This is a genomic window from Ruegeria sp. AG1 (assembly GCF_056541705.1).
In genome coordinates this window covers 1-22,458 of record NZ_JBQFYU010000007.1, presented here as the reverse complement: position 1 = coordinate 22,458, position 22,458 = coordinate 1, and the positions used below count along the sequence as shown (strand labels likewise).

The 22,458-nt window shown below is 59.6% G+C and carries 20 protein-coding genes and 1 pseudogene; 10 read left to right on the top strand and 11 right to left on the bottom strand.

What is annotated here, in order from left to right:
• Positions 1 to 54: 54 nt before the first annotated feature.
• Genes ACR0B5_RS11810 through ACR0B5_RS11790 form a run of 5 tightly spaced genes read left to right on the top strand, consistent with a single transcriptional unit; the run spans position 55 to position 4,871 of the window.
• Positions 55 to 267, top strand: coding sequence for a hypothetical protein (locus tag ACR0B5_RS11810; protein ID WP_170374251.1), 213 nt, complete (start codon positions 55 to 57; stop codon positions 265 to 267).
• 60 nt (positions 268 to 327) lie between these two features.
• Positions 328 to 966 (top strand): glutathione S-transferase family protein, encoded by a 639-nt coding sequence (locus ACR0B5_RS11805; protein ID WP_170552697.1) that lies wholly within the window; start codon positions 328 to 330, stop codon positions 964 to 966.
• Between the two features lie 11 nt (positions 967 to 977).
• Positions 978 to 2,189, top strand: coding sequence for an acetyl-CoA C-acetyltransferase (locus ACR0B5_RS11800; protein WP_170552695.1), 1,212 nt, complete (start codon positions 978 to 980; stop codon positions 2,187 to 2,189).
• On the top strand, positions 2,189 to 2,677 hold the full coding sequence (locus tag ACR0B5_RS11795; RefSeq protein WP_170374257.1) for a cupin domain-containing protein: 489 nt from the start codon (positions 2,189 to 2,191) through the stop codon (positions 2,675 to 2,677). The genes ACR0B5_RS11800 and ACR0B5_RS11795 overlap by 1 nt, the downstream gene beginning before the upstream one ends.
• Complete coding sequence (locus ACR0B5_RS11790) at positions 2,670 to 4,871, top strand: 3-hydroxyacyl-CoA dehydrogenase NAD-binding domain-containing protein (RefSeq protein WP_480540590.1); 2,202 nt, start codon at positions 2,670 to 2,672, stop codon at positions 4,869 to 4,871. Before ACR0B5_RS11795 ends, ACR0B5_RS11790 begins: the two co-directional genes overlap by 8 nt.
• A gap of 42 nt (positions 4,872 to 4,913) precedes the next feature.
• On the opposite strand, the gene ACR0B5_RS11785 is transcribed toward ACR0B5_RS11790, so the two are convergent.
• The 3 genes from ACR0B5_RS11785 to ACR0B5_RS11775 form a co-directional block, all read right to left on the bottom strand.
• A complete protein-coding gene (locus ACR0B5_RS11785) occupies positions 4,914 to 5,699 on the bottom strand; it encodes a Hint domain-containing protein (protein WP_480540588.1) in 786 nt (261 codons plus the stop codon).
• Between the two features lie 162 nt (positions 5,700 to 5,861).
• On the bottom strand, positions 5,862 to 6,524 hold the full coding sequence (locus tag ACR0B5_RS11780; protein ID WP_480540586.1) for a sulfotransferase family 2 domain-containing protein: 663 nt from the start codon (positions 6,522 to 6,524) through the stop codon (positions 5,862 to 5,864).
• The gene (locus ACR0B5_RS11775) at positions 6,521 to 7,456 is read right to left on the bottom strand and encodes a DMT family transporter (RefSeq protein WP_480540584.1); all 936 of its coding nucleotides are present in this window, start codon (positions 7,454 to 7,456) and stop codon (positions 6,521 to 6,523) included. The genes ACR0B5_RS11780 and ACR0B5_RS11775 overlap by 4 nt, the downstream gene beginning before the upstream one ends.
• A 138-nt stretch (positions 7,457 to 7,594) precedes the next feature.
• Here ACR0B5_RS11775 and ACR0B5_RS11770 point away from each other — a divergent pair, with 138 nt between their 5' ends.
• Positions 7,595 to 8,608: a hypothetical protein gene (locus ACR0B5_RS11770; RefSeq protein ID WP_480540582.1), complete on the top strand. Its 1,014-nt coding sequence runs from the start codon at positions 7,595 to 7,597 to the stop codon at positions 8,606 to 8,608.
• 6 nt (positions 8,609 to 8,614) lie between these two features.
• Here ACR0B5_RS11770 and upp read toward each other — a convergent pair whose 3' ends face one another.
• The 7 genes from upp to ACR0B5_RS11735 form a co-directional block, all read right to left on the bottom strand.
• Positions 8,615 to 9,247, bottom strand: a complete 633-nt coding sequence (gene upp, locus ACR0B5_RS11765; protein ID WP_170374268.1) for a uracil phosphoribosyltransferase — start codon at positions 9,245 to 9,247, stop codon at positions 8,615 to 8,617.
• A complete protein-coding gene (locus ACR0B5_RS11760; RefSeq protein ID WP_480540580.1) occupies positions 9,244 to 10,230 on the bottom strand; it encodes an adenosine deaminase in 987 nt (328 codons plus the stop codon). The genes upp and ACR0B5_RS11760 overlap by 4 nt, the downstream gene beginning before the upstream one ends.
• Entirely contained in the window at positions 10,227 to 11,438 is a 1,212-nt protein-coding gene (locus tag ACR0B5_RS11755; RefSeq protein WP_480540578.1) for a phosphopentomutase, read from the bottom strand. The genes ACR0B5_RS11760 and ACR0B5_RS11755 overlap by 4 nt, the downstream gene beginning before the upstream one ends.
• Entirely contained in the window at positions 11,435 to 12,742 is a 1,308-nt protein-coding gene (locus ACR0B5_RS11750) for a thymidine phosphorylase (protein WP_480540576.1), read from the bottom strand. The genes ACR0B5_RS11755 and ACR0B5_RS11750 overlap by 4 nt, the downstream gene beginning before the upstream one ends.
• A gap of 4 nt (positions 12,743 to 12,746) precedes the next feature.
• Positions 12,747 to 13,139 (bottom strand): cytidine deaminase, encoded by a 393-nt coding sequence (locus tag ACR0B5_RS11745; protein WP_480540574.1) that lies wholly within the window; start codon positions 13,137 to 13,139, stop codon positions 12,747 to 12,749.
• Positions 13,140 to 13,222: 83 nt separating this feature from the next.
• Positions 13,223 to 14,326, bottom strand: a complete 1,104-nt coding sequence (locus ACR0B5_RS11740; RefSeq protein ID WP_480540572.1) for a cupin domain-containing protein — start codon at positions 14,324 to 14,326, stop codon at positions 13,223 to 13,225.
• Positions 14,289 to 14,993: a hypothetical protein gene (locus tag ACR0B5_RS11735; protein WP_480540570.1), complete on the bottom strand. Its 705-nt coding sequence runs from the start codon at positions 14,991 to 14,993 to the stop codon at positions 14,289 to 14,291. Before ACR0B5_RS11735 ends, ACR0B5_RS11740 begins: the two co-directional genes overlap by 38 nt.
• 161 nt (positions 14,994 to 15,154) lie before the next feature.
• Here ACR0B5_RS11735 and ACR0B5_RS11730 point away from each other — a divergent pair, with 161 nt between their 5' ends.
• The 3 genes from ACR0B5_RS11730 to ACR0B5_RS11720 all read left to right on the top strand — a co-directional run bounded on the left by ACR0B5_RS11730 (position 15,155) and on the right by ACR0B5_RS11720 (position 21,089).
• Positions 15,155 to 17,428 (top strand): NADP-dependent malic enzyme, encoded by a 2,274-nt coding sequence (locus ACR0B5_RS11730; RefSeq protein WP_480540568.1) that lies wholly within the window; start codon positions 15,155 to 15,157, stop codon positions 17,426 to 17,428.
• 268 nt (positions 17,429 to 17,696) lie between these two features.
• Positions 17,697 to 19,586: a propionate-CoA ligase PrpE gene (prpE, locus tag ACR0B5_RS11725; protein WP_480540566.1), complete on the top strand. Its 1,890-nt coding sequence runs from the start codon at positions 17,697 to 17,699 to the stop codon at positions 19,584 to 19,586.
• Between the two features lie 63 nt (positions 19,587 to 19,649).
• Entirely contained in the window at positions 19,650 to 21,089 is a 1,440-nt protein-coding gene (locus tag ACR0B5_RS11720) for an amidase family protein (protein ID WP_480540564.1), read from the top strand.
• Between the two features lie 260 nt (positions 21,090 to 21,349).
• On the opposite strand, the gene ACR0B5_RS11715 is transcribed toward ACR0B5_RS11720, so the two are convergent.
• On the bottom strand, positions 21,350 to 22,156 hold the full coding sequence (locus tag ACR0B5_RS11715) for an NAD kinase (RefSeq protein ID WP_170465611.1): 807 nt from the start codon (positions 22,154 to 22,156) through the stop codon (positions 21,350 to 21,352).
• 122 nt (positions 22,157 to 22,278) lie between these two features.
• Between ACR0B5_RS11715 and glyA the strand changes: the two are divergent.
• Positions 22,279 to 22,458: pseudogene (gene glyA / locus ACR0B5_RS11710) on the top strand (serine hydroxymethyltransferase); the annotation flags it as partial.

Sequence of the window (22,458 nt, the reverse complement as noted above, 5' to 3'; positions counted from 1 at the left end):
CAAAGTCTGGGCTCGGGCGACACCGCCCGGGCCCTACTATTCGGAGGAGACAGAATGCCCAAACGCTTTCGCCTGACCCGCCGTTTCCCAGTCGCCATGACCGAGGACGGCTATCGCAAACTCCGCGGCTTCGCCCGCGAGGCCGGGTTGGATGAAGGCGAAGCGCTGTCTTTTCTGTTTGAGAACTTCAACAGCGTCATTGACGAAGACAACCTGACCCATCGGTTGCGCCTCTTCAATTCCGAGTTGGAGGCACGCAAGCGCTAGGGCCCAAGGCTGAAAACCTTGGGCGGACGATGCACAAAACGCCACGGGAGGGGCGACCGCATGACCATAAAACTGCACTGCTTCGGTGAAAGCGGAAATTCTTACAAGGCCGCTCTGGCGCTGGAAATGTCCGGCCTTGAGTGGGAGCCGGTCTTTGTCGATTTCTTCAAAGGCGTCACCCGCAGCCCCGAATTCCGCTCGGATGTCAACGTAATGGGCGAAGCGCCCTTCCTGATCGACGGCGATTTCAAAACCTCCCAATCTGGCGCGATTCAAGCTTACGTCACCGAGAAATCTGGCAAGTTCGGCGGCAAGACGCGGGAAGAGAATTACGAGATCCTTCGGTGGGTGCTGTGGGACAACCACAAACTCAGCTCGATGGCCGGCATGACGCGGTTTCTGATGAACTTCCTGCCAGAAGAACACCGCAATGCCGATGTGATTGCCTTCAACCAAGGCCGTCTGAAAGCGGCCTACGATGTTCTGAACAACCACCTTGAGGGTCGCGACTGGATTGTTGGTGATGGCGTGACCAACGCTGATCTCAGCTGCTGCGGATACCTCTACTATCCCGAACCATTCGGCTTTGACCGTGCCGACTGGCCCAACATCGACGCCTGGCTGACTCGCCTGTCCGAGCAGCCCGGCTGGAAACACCCCTATGACCTGATGCCCGGCAACCCGTCGGATCGAGCTTAAGGAGAAGACCCATGACCGAAGCTTACATTTATGACGCCCTGCGCACTCCGCGCGGCAAGGGCCGTAAGGATGGCAGCCTGCACGAGGTAACCTCGGTGCGCCTGTCCGCCTTGACCCTGAACGCGATCAAGGAACGCAACAACCTTGAAGGCCACGCCGTTGAGGATGTGATCTGGGGCAACGTCACGCAGGTGATGGAGCAAGGCGGCTGTCTGGCGCGCTCGGCGGTGCTGGCCTCTGACCTCGACCAGTCGATCCCCGGACTGGCGATTAACCGCTTCTGCGCCTCGGGCATGGAAGCCGTGAACCTAGCCGCGAACCAAGTCAAAGGCGGCGCGGGCGAAGCTTATATCGCGGGCGGTGTCGAGATGATGGGCCGCGTGGCCATGGGCAGCGACGGTGCGGCGATTGCAGTAGACCCGACGCTGGCAATGGACACCTATTTTGTGCCGCAGGGTATCTCGGCCGACATTATCGCGACTGAGTATGGGTTCAGCCGCGACGACGCCGATGCGCTGGCCGTTGAGTCTCAGAAACGCGCGGCAGAGGCTTGGGAAGACAACCGGTTCGAGAAATCGGTCATCACCATCAAGGACCAGAACGGCCTGACCATTCTGGATCGCGACGAATATATGCGCCCCGGCACCGACATGCAGAGCCTCGGCGCGTTGAACCCGTCCTTCCAGATGATGGGTGAGCAAATGCCCGGCTTCGACAAAGTCGCGATGTTGAAATACCCGCATCTGGAGCGGATCAACCACATCCACCACGCGGGCAACAGCTCGGGCATCGTTGACGGCTCAGCCGCTGTTCTGATCGGCAACAAGGAATTCGGTGAGAAATACGGCCTCAAGCCGCGCGCCCGCATCAAAGCAACCGCAAAGATCGGCACCGACCCGACCATCATGCTGACCGGCCCGGTTCCAGTGACCGAGAAGATCCTTGCCGACAACGGCATGCAGATCAGCGATCTGGACCTGTTCGAAGTGAACGAAGCCTTCGCCTCGGTCGTGCTGCGCTTCCAGCAGGCGTTCGACGTCGATCCGGCGCTGGTAAACGTCAACGGCGGCTCGATCGCAATGGGTCACCCGCTGGGTGCTACCGGTGCGATGATCATCGGCACGCTGCTGGATGAGCTGGAGCGTCAGGACAAGGAAACAGGCCTCGCCACGCTCTGCATTGCGTCCGGCATGGGCGCGGCAACCATTATCGAGCGGGTCTGATGCCCAAGCTGGATCTCTCTCAGATCCCGTTCAAGGGTGGCTCGTCTTATCCCGGCAAACTCGCAGAAGCGGTCGGTGGCCGTTTCAACCAAGGCGTCGGAGATGCAGGTGGACTGACCCAGTTCGGGGTCAACATCGTACGGCTTGAACCGCAGGCTCTGTCCTCGCTGCGCCACTACCACATGGAGCAGGACGAGTTTGCCATTATGCTCAGCGGCAAATGCGTGCTGATCGATGACGATGGTGAGCATGAGATGCTGCCCGGCGACTGCGCTGCTTGGCCAGCCGGTGAGGCCAACGGCCATCACCTTGTGAACAAGACAGATGCGCCCGCGACCTTTCTGGTGGTGGGCACACGGACCCCGACCGAGACCGGCTACTACAGCGACATAGACATGATGGTGAAGGATGATGAGAACGGATTCTCTTTCACCCGGAAAGACGGCAGCCCACTGACGGCTGACCAGATTGGAGATGACAATGACTGATTTCACTCTGACCAAAGACGCAGACGGCGTCGCCTTTGTGACCTGGGACGCCCAGGGTAAATCCATGAACGTTCTGACCCGCGAGGCCTTTCAGGAGGTAAGCCAGCTGATCGATCAGGCCCTGAGCGATGATGAGATCAAAGGGATCGTTATCACCTCGGGCAAAGAAGGCTCTTTCGCGGGTGGCATGGATCTGAATACCCTCGCCACCATCCGTCAGGAGGCCGGTGATGAACCAGCGCAAGCGCTGTTCGACTTCGTCATGGGCGGCCACCACATCCTGCGCAAGTTGGAACTGGCGGGCATGGACCCCAAGACCAAGAAGGGCGGCAAGCCGATCGCCTGTGCCATCAACGGCACCTGCGCTGGCATCGGGACCGAGATCGCTCTGGCCTGCCATCACCGCGTCATGACCTCGAACGCCAAGGCCAAGATTGGCCTGCCTGAGATCCTGCTGGGCATCTTCCCCGGTGGTGGCGGCACCATGCGCTATAGCCGTATGGTTGGTGCGATGGCAGCCGCTCCGGTCCTGCTGGAAGGCAAAATGATGGACCCGAAGAAAGCCAAGGGCGCACAGCTGGTCGACGATGTTTCGGACGATCCGGTCGCAGCAGCCAAGGAATGGGTTCTGAACGCCAAAGACGCCGATCTGGTCAAGCCTTGGGACGCGAAGGGCTACAAAATGCCCGGAGGCGCGCCCTACCACCCTGCTGGCTTCATGACTTTCGTTGGTGCCAACGCGATGGTGAACGGAAAGACACAAGGTGCTTTCCCAGCGGCTAAGGCTCTTCTGAGCTCGATCTACGAAGGGGCGCTGGTCGACTTCGACACCGCCCTGAAGATTGAGGCACGCTGGTTCACCAACGTCCTGATGAACCCGTCGTCGTCGGCCATGATCCGGTCGCTGTTCCTGAACAAGGAAGCGTTGGAGAAAGGCGCGGTTCGCCCCAAAGATGTGGCAGACCAACGCGTGAAAAAGGTCGGCGTTCTGGGCGCTGGCATGATGGGCGCCGGGATCGCTCTGGTCTCGGCGCAGGCCGGGATGGAGGTTGTTCTGGTCGACCGTGATCAGGCTGCCGCCGACAAGGGCAAGGCCTATAGCGAGAGCTATATGGACAAAGGCATCAAGCGCGGCAAAGCCACGGCCGAAAAAAAGGACGCCCTACTGGCCCGCATCACAGCCACCCCTGATCTGGAGCATCTGAAAGGCTGCGATCTGATCATCGAGGCCGTGTTCGAAGACCCAAGCGTCAAGGCCGATATGACCAAAAAGGTCGAGGCGATCATCCCCGAGGATTGCATCTTTGCCTCGAACACTTCGACCCTGCCGATCACCGATCTGGCGAAGGCCTCGGTCCGGCCCGAGCAGTTCATTGGCATCCACTTCTTCTCACCGGTTGAGAAGATGTTCCTGGTCGAGATCATCAAGGGCAAGGAAACTGGTGATCGCGCCGTCGCCAAGGCTCTGGACTATGTGCGCCAGATCCGGAAGACGCCGATCGTGGTCAACGATGCGCGCTTCTTCTACGCCAACCGCTGCATCATCCCCTATATCAACGAAGGTGCGCGCATGATCACCGAGGGCGTCAGCCCGATCCTAATCGACAACGCGGCGCGTCAGTTGGGCTTCCCAGTGGGACCGATCCAGCTGACCGATGAAACCTCGATTGATCTGGGTGCCAAGATTGCACGTGCAACCAAAGCGGCGATGGGCAATGCCTATCCCGAAAGCCCCTCGGACGATCTGATCTTCTGGATGGAGGAACAGGGCCGTCTGGGTCGCAAGGCCAATGCAGGCTTCTTCGACTACGACGAAAAGGGCAAGCGCGTCGAATATTGGAAGGGTCTGCAGGACAAGTACCCCCTGGCCGCTGAGCAACCTGATCTGATCGAAGTGCAGGAACGTCTGATGTTCGCACAGGTTCTGGAAGCCGTCCGTGCGCTGGAAGAAGGTGTTCTGGAAGACATCCGAGAAGGTGACGTGGGCGCGATCTTGGGTTGGGGCTTTGCGCCTTGGTCCGGTGGTCCGCTCAGCTGGCTGGATATCATCGGCACGCCCTATGCGGCCGAGCGTTGCGATCAGCTGGCCGAGGCCTATGGCGAACGTTTCGCCTGCCCGCCCCTGCTGCGTGAAATGGCTGAAAAAGGTCAGAGCTTCTACGGCCGGTTCAACCCGGACGCCAAAGCCGCGTAAAACAACGACGCAGGCGCAACTCCCCTTGCGCCTGCGTCTTCCTTACTGAACAGCCGGAGCGGTTTGCCATTCAGGCCGGAGAAACAGAACCGGCGCACTTGGTCGACCCGGGCGTCCGGGCCTACGAATACCCGCCGCGGGGCGGATCGGGAAAATCGGATCCGTCGGGATCGGAGCAGGCAAAGCGCCCAATGGGTTCGCCAGTGCGGAAATCTCACCACTTGCAGCAAGCGCACCGACCAACGCAGTCGCAGCGTCTTCGTCAGCCACCGCATACTCTTTTGCCTGACCAGACGTGCGGCTGAAGCGCCCAGAAGGGCAATAGGCTTGCAAGCCACCCTCGATATAGATCACCTCGTCCTGATCGAAGAACAGGGTTGTGACCTCAAATGACGATCCCGGCGACTGCGAGGACAACCGACAGGCCCCGTCCAGAACCCGCGCAGGCACTACCGATACACCTTGATCAGTCAGGTCCAGTTTGCCGCGATCCAGCGCCACGCCCTGTTCCGGCATCAACCAAACCGCCCGGCCATTATAAGCCGCCCGCGCGGGCACAAAGATGGGTAGATAGGCTGATCGCCTCTCACCTGCCGGGATATTGACCCAACTGGTCGAGACCCTGCGAACCTCCTTGAAACCGTGATCCAGCGTTCGAACCAGATCACCTGCAGCGATACGTTCGATCAGCTTCCATCCACTGGTGGTCGCGATTTTGGTTCCGTGCAGGAACCCTCCTCTGCGCGATGACACTGCGTCCAGCGCAACTGGCAGATCCGCATCGTCATGATACTCGGAAACATCCGAAAAACTCACTACTTCCAACACGTGCCGAACCCCCTTTAGGCACAAATACTCACATCGCAAGAGATAGCAGATGCAGCGGTTTTCCGTCTTAGTTTGGCCGTATTTACGCCCAATTTGGGTTAAAACGAGGGGTTTTACGCGACAGAAAGCATTGCAGGAGTGGGTTTATCGACCAATCGGAAACTATGAGCCGGTCGTTACGTCAAAAGCGTAGCCGAATCTCTCGATGTCTTCTGCGCAGGCTTCTGCCACAGATTGGGCGGAGCTGTCGGAATAGTACGCCCGATAGTCTGCCTGCCGGTCCGAGGGGTTGATATGGGGCAATTCCACCTCAAACCCCAAATGGTGAAACAGAGGCAGCGCGTCTTTTTCGAACTTTTCCAACCGAATGAACAACTGGCACTGTTCGACCCCATCCGCGCGGGTCATGTAGCGCCGCGCCGGATGGTCCTGAAACGAACGACGAATGGATGGGTGCAGGACAAAAGGCTCGAATGCCAATTGCTGCGACAGGGTGACTGCCTCATGCGCGAAGCTCTGAGACCGTAGCCAGTGGTAGTAGCTGACCATGCGGTCCCACGGGTTGCGGACCAGCGTGAAAGCAAACATTGCCTCAAGCTCCTCGTCCGGCAACACTCCGTCGATATCCGCAAGCGTCGCGTGTTTGTGCAGCCTCCCCCGCGAGGTCAGTTCCTTGGCGCGGCGCCGCCGTTTCAGGGCCTTTGGCGTGTCTCCCAACAGGATGTCATCCTTCATGGCCCGCTGCTCCAGCGCCAAGGCCAGTGAGGTTCCCCCCGTCTTGGGCATGTGCACAAACACGTAGCGGCGGCCGCGAGAAATGATCATGCGACCTCCTGCTCGGGGGTCGCGCGCCTGGCTCTCCAGCCCAAAACCGCGCCGGCTGTTGCGATCAGACCGATGCCAAAGATCTGCATCACTCCGATCGTCTGTCCAAGGGCGACCCAGGCGAACAGTGGCCCGAAGATCATGATTGAATACTCGAACACAGCAACGAATGAGGGCTCACCGACCTGATAGGCCTTGATCATCATGAAGACGGCCACGGTGGACCCGACGGCCTGAACCGCGACCCATGGCAAGGCAGCGCGCATATCGAGGACCAGACCACGGGTCACAAAACCTTCGGGACCATCGGGTCCGGACGCGGGAAAGGCCGTTAAAACGATTAAACCGATTGCCCCGGCAACGCCCAGAACAAGCATGTTGTTGGCCAGAAGGGCGACTGTGCTTTCATCCGAGCAATAAGTCCGCGTGACAATCACGCTGAGAGCGTAGAAGAAGCCTCCGACAACCGGCAAAAAGGTCCTGACGTCGAACTCAGTCGGGTTGGGTTGCAACACGCACAAGATGCCAACAAACCCCAGTAGAACCGCGCCGATGCGCCATGGTCCGATGACCTGTTTTAGGCCCAATGCAGAAATCAACAGCACGAACATCGGCGAGGTGAACAAGCCCGCCAGGGCCTGCGCAATCGGCATCAACGCCAGCGAGGCGAAATAGAACAACATGCCCGTCGCGATCAGAACGCTGCGCAGCAGGACAAATCGCAGCCGTTTTGGCCGCAGACTTCCCAAACCCAACAGGGACAGCCCGATGATCAGAGGCAACATCAAAACAGCACGGCTGAGATGGAACTGCCACAGCCCGATGGTTTCAGCCAGCAGGATCACCACGTTGTCGATCACGCCAAGAATGGCCATTGCCGAGACCATCAGCACCGAGGCCAAAAAAGGGAGCGTTTCTTTGCCTGGCTGCATGTCCTGCCTCGGGTTAGATGCGCGCTACAGCGCTTGTGCCATCCAGCATATTTCTGAAAGCCTGCGCAACAGGTTTGCGCCCCGTGATTTCGACATGCTATGCTTTGGCAAAAGAAAAACACGAGCAGCCCAATCCAGATGACGGCCCTGAAACAGTATCAGCGGATCGAAGCCACCGGTCTGTGGCGCTCCTCGCCCGATGAACAGCGGCGCGAGGTTGTGGTCTCGATTGGCGAGGCGACCCTGACGATCTCGGATTTCAACGACCGGGCGTTGACGCATTGGTCTCTGGCCGCGTTGGAGCGACAGAATCCGGGCAGTTTCCCTGCGATTTTCAACCCTGACGGCGATCCGGACGAAACGCTGGAACTGGCCGAAAGCGAAAAGACCATGCTTGAGGCCATCGACCGGCTGCAACGCGCCATCGACCGCTCGCGCCCGCATCCCGGTCGGTTGCGCTGGTTTAGCGTCGCAGGCGTCGTCGCCGCTGTTCTGGCGGTGTTGCTGCTTTGGTTGCCCGGGGCCCTGCAAAACCATGTGGTCTCGGTCGTCCCCGAGGTCAAACGGCAGGACATCGGTGACGAGATTCTGAAACGAATCGAGCGGGTCTCGGGGCGCGCCTGCGCCTCACGCGATGCGCAGGCCTCTTTGGACCGGCTGGCCAAGCGCACGGGCGTGCGGCAGATCATCATCCTGCCCGCCGGGGTGCAGGACAGCCTCAGCCTGCCGGGCGGGACGGTCTTGTTGAACCGGGCCTTGATCGAGGATCATGAAGATCCCGCCGTCGCCGCCGGCTATGTCATTGCCGAGCGCGCCCGTATCGCGGCACAAGACCCGTTGGATGATGTTCTGAACCGAACCGGCGCCACCTCGGCTTTTCGCCTGCTGACGACCGGAGGCCTGACGCCCGAGATCGTCGACAGCTATACCGAACAAGTCCTGTCGGAACCTCGCCCGTCCCTGACAGATGAGGCGCTGCTGGCTGTTTTTGCACAGGCCGCCCTGCCCTCGACTCCATATGCCTACGCGCGGGATGTGACCGGGGAAACGGTTCTTGGCCTGATCGAGGCCGACCCGATGGCCGGACGCACGCTGGAACAGGTGTTGCCGGACCGCGATTGGGTCCAGCTTCAAAACATCTGCAGCGAGTGATCGGGCTTATTTCGTGCCAAACATGCGGTCTCCGGCATCACCGAGGCCGGGCATGATATAACCTTTCGAGTTCAGTTCACGATCCAGCGCGGCAGTGACGATATGCACGTCTGGATGGGCCTCTTTCATGCGGGCAACCCCTTCTGGTGCCGCCAGCAGGCAGAGGAACAGAATCTCGGTTGCGCCCGCCTCTTTCAGCAGATCAATCGCTGCAGCCGAGCTGTTACCGGTGGCCAGCATCGGGTCCACGGCAATGACCAGCCGGTCTTTCAGGCCCTCGGGCGCTTTGAAATAATACTGAACGGGTTTCAGTGTTTCTTCGTCGCGGTACAGCCCCACAAACCCCACGCGGGCGGACGGGATCAGTTCCAGCACTCCGTCCAGCATCCCGTTCCCGGCACGTAGAATCGAGACGAGGGCCAGCTTTTTGCCAGCTAGAATGGGCGCGTCCATTTCCTCCATTGGGGTTTCGATATGGCGGGTGGTCAGCTTAAGCTCGCGGGTCACCTCGTAGGCCAACAACAGGGTGATTTCCCGCAGCAACTGACGGAATTCGGCGGTAGAGGTCCCCTTGTCCCGCATGAGCGTCAGTTTGTGCTGCACCAGCGGGTGGTCAACGACGGTCAGGTGTTCGCTCATGTGTTCTCCAGTCTTTTCTTGACCCGCGCGCGGGTGTCTTCATCGCAAAAGGCGGCGTTCAGGGCCGTTTCATTCAGGGCTGCGAAGTCTTCTGCGCCCCAATCAAAGGCTGCCTGCAACATCTCATATTCACGCCGCATAGTGGTATGGAAAAATGGTGGGTCATCCGTGGAAACGGTGACTTTCGCCCCGGCATCGCGCAACCGCGCAATCGGATGCGCGGCGAAATCAGGGTAGAGACCCAGAACAACGTTTGATCCCGGGCAGACCTCAAGCGTGACATCCCGGTCGATCAGTTCATGCACCAGATCGGGGTCTTCAATGGCGCGAACGCCGTGGCCGAGACGTTCAACACCCAAGTCACGAACCGCGTCGCGCACGCTTTCTGGACCGCCGAACTCACCTGCATGGGTGGTCAGGCGCAAACCGGCCTCGCGGGCGCAATCGAAGGCCCATTTGAAGTCGCCCTGGGTACCAATGGACTCATTTCCGCCCATGCCGAAACCGGTGATCCAATCGCCTGCGGTTTCCGCAGCGCACCGGGCGCTGATCTTGGCCTGATCCGGGCCGAAATGGCGGACACAGGTGACCACGCCGCGCAGAGTTATGTCGAACTTGCGCTCGGCCTCATCGGCGGCGTCCTGAATGGCGTTCAGATAGTCGCGCCACGCGTGCAGATCGCCACCGCCGCAAAAATCGGGGCTGAGGAAGGTCTCGGAATACACCACCCTATTGGCGGCGCTTTCCTCAAGGATCGCCAGGGTCAGGCGGCGGAAATCCTCGGGCGATTTCAGAACTTCGCACGCGGCCTCATAGACGCTGAGGAAATGGGCGAAGTCGCGGAAGTCGTAGCTGCCATCGGGCTTGAAGATGCCGCTCAGATCGATGCGTTTTTCATGCGCCAATTGCCGGATGAATGCGGGCGGTGCAGCGCCTTCATGATGCAGATGTAGCTCGATTTTCGGAAGGTCTGCGACACTCATAGAAAGCTCTTTCCCGGCCCTTGCGCCGGTACGTTCAGGTGATGGGCAATGCTGGCGGCGACATCTGCGAAATGGATCTGACCGAGCTGGCCTGTCCCTTTCCCGGCCACCAAGACCGGCACCTGTTCACGGGTGTGGTCGGTGCCGATCCAACTGGGGTCATTGCCGTGATCCGCCGTCAATACCAGCATGTCATCCGGGCGCAGCTTAGGCAGGATGGCTCCGATTTCCTGATCAAACCATTCCAGCGCACTTGCATAGCCGCTGATATCGCGACGATGACCATAGAGGCTGTCGAATTCGACGAAATTGGCAAAACTCAGGCTGCCATCCTCGGCCTGATCCACCAGGTCGGACAGGTGCCCCATCAATTCGGCATCCGTGCCTTTGCGCAGCGTGTCGATGCCCTGCATCGAAAAGATGTCTCCGATTTTGCCAACGGCGTGCACCCGGCGGCCTGCGTCCTGAACCCAGTTCGTCAGCACGGGCGCGGGCGGCAAGATGGCAAAGTCCTTGCGGTTCGTTGTGCGGGTGAACCCCTCGTCAGATGAGCCGACGAAGGGGCGCGCAATTACACGGCCCACCTTCATCTCATGCAAACGCGGCGCGAGTGTTCGGCACATCGCAAGCAGGTTTTCGAGGCCAAAGCTCTCCTCATGCGCGGCGATCTGGAACACGCTGTCAGCGGACGTGTAGCAGATCGGCCAGCCGGTGCGAATATGCTCGGCCCCCAGTTCGGCAATGATGGCTGTTCCGGATGCGTGGCAATTGCCCAGAATTCCCTCGGTCCCCGCAGCTTGCGCTGCTGCTTGGCTCAGATCGGGAGGAAACGCGGGCTGCGTGTCAGGAAAATAGTGCCAGTCCCACGGCACGGGCAGCCCCGCCAGTTCCCAATGGCCCGAGGGCGTATCCTTGCCCGGCGACAGCTCGCGCGCGCATCCCCACATGCCCGTTGGTTGAGCCGCCAGCCCCGGCGTTACGTCGCCCGAGGCCAAACGCGTCGCAGCACCCAATCCCAGCGCATCGAGATGAGGCAGCGCAAGCGGGCCGCTGCGTCCGTCCTCAGCCCGCCCCTCGGTGCAGGCTTGCGCGATATGGGCCAGTGTGTTGGCCCCGGTGTCAGGCACATCCCCGTTGAAAAACGCGCCTGCATCAGGCGCCCCGCCGATACCGACTGAGTCCATCACGACGAGAAAGGCGCGGCTCATGCCGTTATCCTTTCATGCACCAGATCGGGCACGGCAACCGGAGCATCACCGATCGTGATCGCCGCCAATACGCTCTGGGCCGCCTGAGCCGCCGCGTCCTCGCGCGCCGCGTGAACAGCGGCCAATGGCGCGCCTTTGGTGATCCGCTCGCCCAGCCGTACCATGTTTGACAGACCCACCGCCGGATCGATCACATCGCTTTCAACCTGACGTCCGCCGCCAAGAGCCACCACGGCCAACCCCAAAGCTTCGCCGTCGATGGCCGTGATGTATCCGTCACGCGAGGCTGCCACCTCGGTGATCACGCTGGCTTCGGGCAGGAACCGCGACCACGTCTCAACAAATTGCACCGGGCCTCCAACGGCGGCCATCATGCGACCAAACCGTTCCGCGGCGCGCCCATCCCGGATGATCTCGGCGATTTTGGTGCGACCCTGATCCACGGTTTCAGAGATACCCACATCCGCCAGCAATACCCCGCCCAATTCGGCAGAGATTTCGGCCAGTGGAGACGCTCCCCCTTCGGTCAGAACCTTCATGACCTCGGCCACCTCCAAAGCGTTGCCCAGTGCCGAAGCCAGAGGTTGGTTCATATCGGTAATAACGGCCGAGGTCCGACACCCAGCGGCATTCGCGGTCGCGGTCAACGCCTGAGCCAGCTCGCGCGCGTCTTCGATGGTTTTCATAAACGCACCGCTGCCTGTTTTGACATCCAGCACCAGCGCATCGGGACTTGCCGCCAGTTTTTTGGATAGGATCGAGGCCGTGATCAGATCGAGGCTTTCGACCGTCGCCGTCACATCCCGCACCGCATAGAGACGCTTGTCCGCAGGCGCGATCTGCCCCGTTGCGCCGACAATAGCGGCCCCGGTGTCGCGCAATACCTGTGTCAGACGCTCCTGCCCGATCTGGGTGGTGACACCCGGAATCGCCTCGAGCTTGTCCAGAGTCCCGCCCGTGTGGCCCAGCCCGCGGCCCGAGATCATGGGCACATAGGCCCCACATTCGGCCAGAGCCGGAGCCAAGATCAGGCTGACGCAATCGCCAACACCGCCCGTAGAGTGTTTGTCGATGACCGGGCCATCCAGATCCCAGCGCAGCACGTCGCCACTGTCTCGCATCGCAACGGTCAGGTCGGCACGACCCTGCGCGTCCAGCCCGCCCATGCAGACGGCCATCGCAAAGGCCCCAGCCTGGGCGTCGCTGACGCTGCCATCGGCCAGGCCTTGGGCAAACCACGTAAGCTCTGGCCCGGCGGGCACTTCGCTGCGGCGCAGTTTAGCGATGATCGAACGCGCATCCATGCGGTCAGCTGTCCTGCATATGCGAGGCGTCAAATGCGCCGGGCAAAAGCTGCCCGATCGTGGTTTCGAACTCGGCGCCGTCGGTTGTCGCCAAGGTGACCTTTACATCCCGAGCACCGAACTCGGCCAGTTTTTGACGGCAGCCACCACAAGGCGGCACGGGCTGCGGGCTTTGGGCAACGACATAGACCTCGGCTAGCTCGGTTTCACCCGAGGCGACCATGGCGGCAACTGCGCCTGCCTCGGCACAGGTGCCTTCGGGATAGGCCACGTTCTCCACATTGCATCCAACATAGAGCGCCCCCGAGCCCGACAGGATCGCCGCGCCGACCTTGAAGTTCGAATAAGGCGCATGGGCGTTTTCACGGACCTTCAAGGCGGCATCTTTAAGCGACATGGCGATTCCCCATTTTTGATCAGTTGGTCAGAAATTCAGACCCTACCGGAAAACGAGGGGCGAATAGAAGCCCCACCTTGCATTTATTCCAGCACCGTCTTGAACACCCCCGGCAAGGTCACCTCGAGCAGTTCAACATCGTCAGAGGGCTGCGACAAGCGTGTGCGCATCCCCGGTGGTATCACAAAGGCATCCCCTTGCTCCAGTTGATAGGGGTCACGGCCTTCGCCTTCCAAAGTGACCTCTCCGTTCATGACGAAGGTGAAATGGATGTCGGTATCGTGGCTGGACCAGACCGGATCACCCTGCCCGCGCCGGACGACCTGAACACCGGCGACGCCTTTGGTGTTCTCGGCAATCGTGGTGTCGCGGCAGATGTATCCCGACAGTCGGAACGGCACCCAATACGCATCTTTTGCTTGATTGTAGACAAAGCGCTGCCCCTGCCATTCCCGGTCAGGACGCAGATGCGGCGTCGGCAGTTCCATCTCGTGATCTATTTCGGTGACATGTTCGGCCGGAACGCCGATCTCGATCACCTGCACATTGTCCGAGGCTTCCAGCACGCGGTGGCGGATTTCCGGCGGTTGGATAAAGCAATCACCGGCGGTCAGGCGCAATTTGTCGCCCTGATCTTCGTAAACGACATCAACCCAGCCATGTATGCAGAAGATCAGCTGAAACCCGACCATATGGAAATGCACCATATCCGGCACAGGGCCGCCATCGGGGATGCGAATATGGCTGGCAATGATCGACCCGCCCAAACGATCCGGCACCAGATCGCGATAGTGCATCCCGGCCCGCCCGATAATCCACGGCGCCTGATCTTTGAGCCTGCGCACCACAAAGGAATGTACGGTTTCAGGCATCACCAGAGGGGGATTTAGGTCCTCGATTTCGATACGCGTGCCATTCGGAGCTACTAGAACCCGATCCCCATTGGCAAAACCCTCAGGGTTCTCGGTCAGAATACGTAAAGTGCCGGGGGTTTCGGGCGCATCCTTCTCGATCCGCACCCTTAGGCCATGGCCGGAAAAAACGGCAGTTCGAGGATCGTCAGCAGGATAGATCATATCCATCTGCATCCCCAAAACCTTGGTGTAGAACGGAATATCGTCGCGCAATTCCTGCGTCGGCAAACGGATTTCAGCGCGGGTGTTCGCCGCGTGCGCTGTCTGGGTCATGCAAGCTCTCGTCAGTCGGTTCTTTCGGCCATCCGATCAGAACCGACGCCAGAATGCCAATCGAAAAATACATCTCGAGCGTTTCTTCCAGAACAAACAGCCGCGTCTTCATAACCGAGGACATCGTGGCCTCATACAGGCCCGAGATTTCTTCGAGCCCTTGCGCCACAACTGCAGCCAGCCCGGCCAACACGAAGATCGCAAGGAAGGGCGCCTGAACCCTGACCGCCCGCCACGCGTTGGGAATGCCATGCCACAGCACGCCCCCCAGGACGACCACCGCCAGGGCGACACGCACGAGCGTCATGTCCAGCAAACCGTCCAAGCCGCTTAGCACCGCAAATGGCACAGAGCCTTCCGCGTAAACATCCGCCTCAAGCTCGCGCTCTGCCAGAAGCAGGCACCCCACGCCGATGTAAAGCCGCGCGAGGCCTCGGTATTTGACCAAGGCCACAACTCCAGCCGTGAACAAGCCAGCTGCCGAGATCGTCTCGATCAATCCGCCTTCCTGATTGAACACCTCAGCCTGCAAGGGGAACAAGGCAATGCACCCGAGGATGAAGGCCGCAACGCCGAGCGCAGCCCAGAACCAGAACCGGTCCACCCCAAAGCGGAAACGGGATGGCGAGAACACCTCGGAAGATGACATTTTGAGGTCGTTGGGCATTTTGGTGTCTCAGAACAATTCGCGGGAATTTGCGGTTTGTAAAAATTTTGCGACAATTAATCAAGGAAACGGTCGGGTTTGCCAAGCTTCAGGCGCGGCATAGCCAAGCCGAAAAAAATAGTTTAAGGCTAAATCAAATTTTGAAGGGAGCTTTACCGCCGATGTCTGACACACCCAGCTTGCGGCAGGCCGCGCTTGACTATCACGCCCATCCCAAGCCCGGAAAGCTTGAAATCAAGGCTACAAAGCCGATGGCAAACGGCCGGGATCTGGCCCGCGCCTATTCACCCGGCGTGGCCGAGGCCAGTCTTGAGATCAAGGCCGACCCCTCGAACGCGGAGCATTACACCGCACGCGGCAACCTTGTGGCAGTGGTGTCGAACGGAACCGCTGTGCTGGGGCTGGGCAATATCGGTGCCCTCGCCTCGAAACCGGTGATGGAGGGCAAGGCCGTCCTGTTCAAGAAATTCGCCGGGATCGACTGCTTTGACATCGAGGTCGACCAGCCAGACCCTGAAAAACTGGCCGATGTCGTCTGCGCGCTGGAGCCGACCTTCGGTGCAATCAACCTTGAGGACATCAAAGCCCCCGATTGCTTCATCGTCGAAAAGCTGTGTCGCGAGCGCATGAACATCCCCGTTTTTCACGACGATCAGCACGGAACCGCCATAGTAGTCGGGGCCGCCGCCCGCAACGCACTGCACGTCGCTGGCAAGAAGTTCGAGGATATCAAAATCGTCTCGACCGGTGGCGGAGCGGCCGGGATCGCCTGCCTCAATATGCTGGTCAAACTTGGCGTCCAGCGCGAGAATATCTGGCTGTGCGACATTCACGGGCTGGTCTACGAGGGTCGCGCCGAGGATATGAACCCGCACAAAGATCAGTTCGCCCAGAAATCCGACCTTCGCACACTGGACGACGTGATTGGTGGGGCCGATCTGTTCCTTGGCCTAAGCGGCCCAAATGTTCTGACGCCCGAGATGGTCGAGAAAATGGCCGCCCGCCCGATCATCTTCGCTCTGGCCAACCCGACGCCCGAAATCCTGCCCGAAGCCGCGCGTGAGGTCGCGCCGGATGCGATCATCGCGACCGGACGCAGTGATTTTCCAAATCAAGTCAATAACGTGCTCTGTTTTCCATTCATCTTCCGGGGGGCATTGGATGTCGGCGCGACCGAGATCAATGACGAGATGCAGATTGCCTGCGTCGAAGGCATTGCCGAATTGGCCCGCGCCACCACAAGCGCCGAGGCCGCCGCTGCCTATAAGGGTGAGCAACTGACGTTTGGCCCGGACTACCTGATCCCTAAACCCTTCGATCCACGCCTTGTGGGGATCGTATCTTCGGCGGTCGCCAAGGCCGCAATGGAGAGCGGCGTTGCCAAACGCCCGATCAAAGACCTTGAGGCCTACAAGGAAAAGCTGAACCAGACCGTCTTCAAGTCTGCCCTGCTGATGCGCCCAGTGTTCGAGGCCGCCGCAGCCTCAAGCCGTCGGATCGTCTTTGCAGAGGGCGAGGATGAACGTGTATTGCGCGCTGCACAGGCCATCCTTGAAGAAACGACCGAAACTCCGATCTTGATTGGCCGCCCCGAAGTGATCGAGGCACGTTGTGAGCGTCTGGGTCTGGTCGTCCGTCCCGGCAAGGATCTACAGATCGTGAACCCGGAAAACGATCCGCGCTACTACGACTATTGGAACTCTTACCACCAGATCATGCAGCGCCGCGGCGTCACCCCCGATCTGGCTAAGGCAATCATGCGTACGAATTCCACCGCGATTGGCGCAATCATGGTTCAGCGCGGCGAGGCCGACAGCATGATTTGCGGCACGTTCGGCGAATACCGCTGGCATTTGAATTACGTCGAACAGGTTCTGGGTACCCCTGACCTGCGCCCGCATGGGGCATTGTCGCTGATGATTCTTGAGGATGGCCCGCTATTCATAGCCGACACCCACGTGCGGCAATTGCCGAACCCGGCGGAACTGGCCGAGATCACACTTGGCGCAGCCCGCCACGTGCGGCGCTTCGGGCTTGAGCCGAAGATTGCCTTCTGCTCGCAGTCGCAGTTTGGCAACCAGGCCGAAGGCTCGGGCAAGCGACTGCGTGAGGCAATTGCCATTCTGGACAGCGAACCGCGCGACTTCACTTATGAAGGCGAGATGAACCTGGACACGGCCCTAAACCCCGAACTGCGCGAGCGTATTTTCCCCGCCTCACGCCTTGAGGGTGCTGCGAATGTCCTGATCTTCGCGCATGCGGATGCCGCAAGTGGCGTGCGCAACGTTCTGAAGATGAAAGCCGACGGAATCGAAGTTGGTCCGATCCTGATGGGCATGGGCAACAAGGCACATATCGTGACCCCTTCGATCACCTCAAGGGGGCTGCTGAATATGGCTGCAATCGCCGGCACGCCCGTAACCCACTACGGCTAGAGCGGCCAGATCAACGCCAGACATCCTGTGGGTGTCTGGCTGTCCGACTCAACCAATACCCTTTGCACTCATAAATTTGCAGGTTTGCAAAATCCCATTTTGAACCTGCTAAATTCCATAAAATCTTGAGGTTTGCAAAAATTTGCAGGCTGTTTTCGACCATCCTGCAAATATTTTGCGATAAACTGACGCGCCGTCACTCGCGCCGCTTGCCCACTGCCCTATCGCCGCCTAACAACAATTGCAGTGATTTTGGGAGGAGGGCCTGATGGCATATCAAGACGTTTACGATGGCTGGAAAAACGACCCCGAGGCGTTCTGGATGGATGCCGCCAAAGGCATTGATTGGGTCTCGGCCCCCAGCAAAGCCTTGTTTGCCGACAACGCCCCTCTGTATGAATGGTTCAGCGATGCGCAGGTCAATACCTGCTGGAACGCCGTCGACCGCCACGTGGAAAATGGGCGCGGCGAACAGACCGCCATAATCTATGACAGCCCGATCACCCATACCAAGCGCGAGATCTCGTATGTCGAGCTGCGGAACCGGGTGGCAACACTGGCCGGTGCGCTGCGCGCCAAGGGCGTCGAAAAGGGCGATCGCGTCATCATCTACATGCCGATGATCCCCGAAGCGCTCGAGGCGATGCTGGCCTGCGCGCGTCTGGGCGCCGTGCATTCGGTGGTGTTCGGCGGCTTTGCCAGCAACGAACTGGCCGTGCGGATCGACGACGCCAAGCCTAAAGCCATCATCGCCGCCTCCTGCGGGTTGGAGCCGGGTCGCGTGGTTCATTACAAACCTCTGCTGGACGGCGCCATCGACCTAGCCAGCCACAAGCCCGAGTTCTGCGTCATCTTCCAGCGCGAACAGGAAGTGGCACATCTGATCGAAGGACGCGACTTTAACTGGCATGGCTTCCAATACGGCGTCGAACCTGCCGAATGCGTACCGGTCGCGGGCAATGATCCGGCCTATATCCTCTATACCTCAGGCACCACGGGCGCGCCCAAAGGCGTTGTGCGCCCGACCGCCGGGCATCTGGTGGCGCTGAACTGGTCGATGAAAAATATCTACAACGTCGATCCGGGCGATGTGTTCTGGGCCGCCTCGGATGTGGGTTGGGTCGTTGGCCACTCGTACATCTGCTATGCCCCGCTGATCAACGGCAACACCACTATTGTGTTCGAGGGCAAACCTGTCGGCACCCCCGACGCGGGCACCTTCTGGCGGGTCATCTCCGAACATAACGTGCGCAGTTTCTTCACCGCCCCCACTGCGATCCGCGCCGTCAAGCGTGAAGACCCAAAGGGCGAATTGATTGGCAAATACGACTTGTCCGGCCTGCGCGCCATGTATCTCGCAGGCGAACGCGCCGACCCCGATACCATCACCTGGGCACAGGATGCGCTGAACGTTCCGATCGTTGACCACTGGTGGCAGACCGAGACCGGTTGGGCCATTGCAGGCAACCCGCTGGGGATCGAGGAACTTCCGGTCAAGTTGGGGTCTCCGGCCAAGCCGATGCCGGGCTACGACGTTCAGATCCTCGACGAAGGCGGCCATACGCTGAAACCGGGAGAGCTGGGTGCGATTGCGGTCAAGCTGCCGCTGCCTCCGGGCACTTTGCCAACGCTGTGGAACGCCGAAGAGCGGTTCAAAAGTTCGTACCTGAACCACTTCCCCGGTTATTATGAGACCGGCGATGCGGGCATGATCGATGAGGATGGTTACCTCTATATCATGGCGCGCACCGATGACGTGATCAACGTGGCGGGCCACCGCCTGTCGACCGGTGGGATGGAGGAGGTCTTGGCCGCCCATCCTGACGTCGCCGAATGTGCCGTGATCGGTGTTTCGGACCAGTTGAAAGGTCAGATGCCGGTGGGCTTCCTGTGCCTGAATACCGGTGCCGACCGCGACCATGCCGAGGTTTCGAACGAAGTCGTCAAGATGGTACGCGACAAAATCGGCCCGGTGGCTGCCTTTAAGCTGGCCGTGGTTGTAGACCGCCTGCCCAAGACCCGCTCGGGCAAAATCCTGCGGGGCACCATGGTGTCGATTGCAGATGGCAAAGAGTACAAGATGCCCGCGACTATCGACGATCCCGCCATCTTGGACGAGATCAAGGATGCGTTGCAGACGATTGGCTACGCTCAGTAACCTGAGCCCCCTCTTGCAACCTGAAACAGGCCCCTTACTGTCTTGCTAAGACAGTGAGGGCCCATGACTCAAAGCAAAATCTGGCAACTCAGCGCCACTGAGCTGACCACCCTGACCCGCAACGGTGATCTGAGCGCTGAGGACGCCGTTGCCTCCTCCATCTCTCGCATGAATGCCGTCAATCCCGACCTGAACGCCGTAGTCGAGGATCTGAGCCAGCAGGCCTTGAAACGCGCGCGCGCTTTGGATCATGCGCGGGCGGCCGGGGCACCGACCGGGCCGCTGCATGGGGTGCCGGTGACAATCAAGATAAATGTCGACCAAAAGGGCCACGCGACTACAAACGGGGTCGTAGCGCTGAAAGATGTCATCGCCCCTGATGACGCGCCGGTTGTATCAAACCTTCAAAACGCCGGTGCCATCGTTATTGGCCGGACCAACACGCCCGAATTTTCCTTCCGCGCCGACACGGACAATCCGCTTTATGGGCGCACGCATAACCCTTGGGGGCGTCATATCTCGGCCGGAGGGTCATCGGGCGGTGCCGGGGCGGCCGTCATGGCCGGGATTGGCGCTTTGGCGCATGGAAACGACATTGGCGGAAGCCTCAGGTTTCCGGCTGCCGCCAACGGAGCGGTGACAGTCAAACCCGGCCTTGGTCGCGTCCCCGCCTGGAACCCCAGCCAAACGGCCGAACGCGGAATACTCGCCCAATCTATGTCTGTTCAGGGCCTGATCACCCGGTCCGCAGCAGACCTGTCCTTGTCGATGCCCAGCCTGATCGCCCCGGACCCGCGCGACCCGTTTCATGTTCCTCTGCCATGGCGGGGTGAGGCTCTGGGCGCCCCGATCAAAGTGGCCTTTACCAAGAACACATTCGGATACGCCCTGCATACAGAGGTCGAAAAGGCGCTAGATACCGCGCGCAACGCGCTGGTCGATGCGGGCTATCAGGTCGACGAGATCGACCCCCCTGATATCTTCGAATGTGGTCGCATCGGATACCGCACATTGATGGGTGAGGTTCTGACCCTCCTGAAATCCGACATCCAGGCGGCCGGTTCCCAAACCATCCAGGATATCTTCGAGGTTTATTTTCAGGAATTCCCGCCTATCGTCGAGACTGAACTGATGCGCATGCTCGCCAAACGCAGCCACTATGCCCGTGAATGGTCCCTCTTCCTTGAAGATTACCCCCTCGTCCTGTCGCCGTTCCTGCCTCAACCCTTTTTCAAGCCGGACCGCGACACCGAAGGGGCCGAGGGCGTGCATGAGGTTCTGGGCTGCGCGGTCTATTCCTATGCGATGAACTTCCTTGGCCTGCCTGCCGCCTGCGTTCCGGCAAGACTGGCAGACCTGCCCAACGGCCTGCAGCCCATCAATGTTCAGATAGCATCGCGTCGTTGGCGTGAAGATTTGGCAGTCGATGCGGCGGCGGCGATCGAGGCGCGGGTCGGGCAGATGTGCAAACCTCTTTGGGAGCGAATGACCCGCTCCGATTGACCCCCCCCAAAAAAATCGACCCCGGGTTTTTGTGCCCGGGGTCCGCTTGCTTAAATATGCCTGGATTTCAGATAACGAGCGTGGCACCACCCACCCTCGCCAGCGCAAAAAATGCGCAAGTATGTCGAAAACGCCGTTTGGTGGCCACTCACTCCCACCTAAGCGTGTTCTCCAGGCAAGATCACATTACCTATTGCACGCTCACCGGCATGTGAACTTGTTCACACAAGGAAAAATTTTTTTTCAAAACTGAGGAAATTCTAAGTGAATTGTTCAGAAATCAGGCGCTCTTCAAGGCCATGTCCGGGGTCGAAAAGAATGCGATGGGTGATTTCGGATTCCGAGCAGATTTCGACCCAATCAATGTCAGGAAAGGAAATAGAATCGGCATCGGCCATCACCGGGCGTTTGTCGGCATCCAGCACGTCTATGCGAACTGTTGCGGTTTTGGGCAGCAAGGCCCCGCGCCACCGACGGGGTCGAAATGCAGCAATCGCGGTCAGGGCCAACACATCCGCCCCGATCGGCAAAATCGGACCGTGGGCCGAATAGTTATACGCTGTCGATCCCGCAGGCGTAGACAGAAGCGCGCCGTCACAGACAAGCTCTCCCATCCTTTCGCGGCCATCGACGCTGATCTTCAGACGCGCTGCTTGCGGACCTGCGCGCAACAGTGACACTTCATTAATCGCCAGCGCTTCATGCAGTTTCCCGGATTGATCCATGGCGCGCATGGCCAGAGGATTGATGACCTCCACCTCGGCGTCATCGAGACGTTCCAAGAGATCAGTGTCAGAATAGGTGTTCATCAGGAACCCGATGGTCCCACGGTTCATCCCGTATACCGGCGCATCGAGATGCTGCATGTTCTTGAGCGTGCGCAGCATGAACCCATCGCCACCCAATGCCACCACCACATCCGCATCACGCGGCGCGGCGTTTCCGTATTTGGCGACCAGGACCTCGCGGGCTGATTGCGCGACATCAGCCTCGCTTGCGAGAAAAGCGATTCTCTTTTTCATTTTTTCCGGTTTCCGGTGCTGCACATTTGGTTCCGAAACAAACATACCTTTCCCCAATAGGCCAGAGTTGACGCCCACGCCGTGCAATTCGTCGCTTTAAAGCTGTTGCCTCGGTAGGGTTTCCTATAGGAAATCCGCAAGCAATACCCCAGACATGTGGAGCTATCATGAACGCCAATCTCCGTGACACAGGTTTTTTCACCCAGTCTTTGTCGGACCGTGATCCTGAGCTATTTGGCTCGATCACGTCCGAGCTGGGCCGTCAGCGCGACGAGATCGAGCTGATCGCGTCGGAAAACATCGTCTCTGCCGCCGTGATGGAAGCGCAGGGCTCGGTGATGACCAAC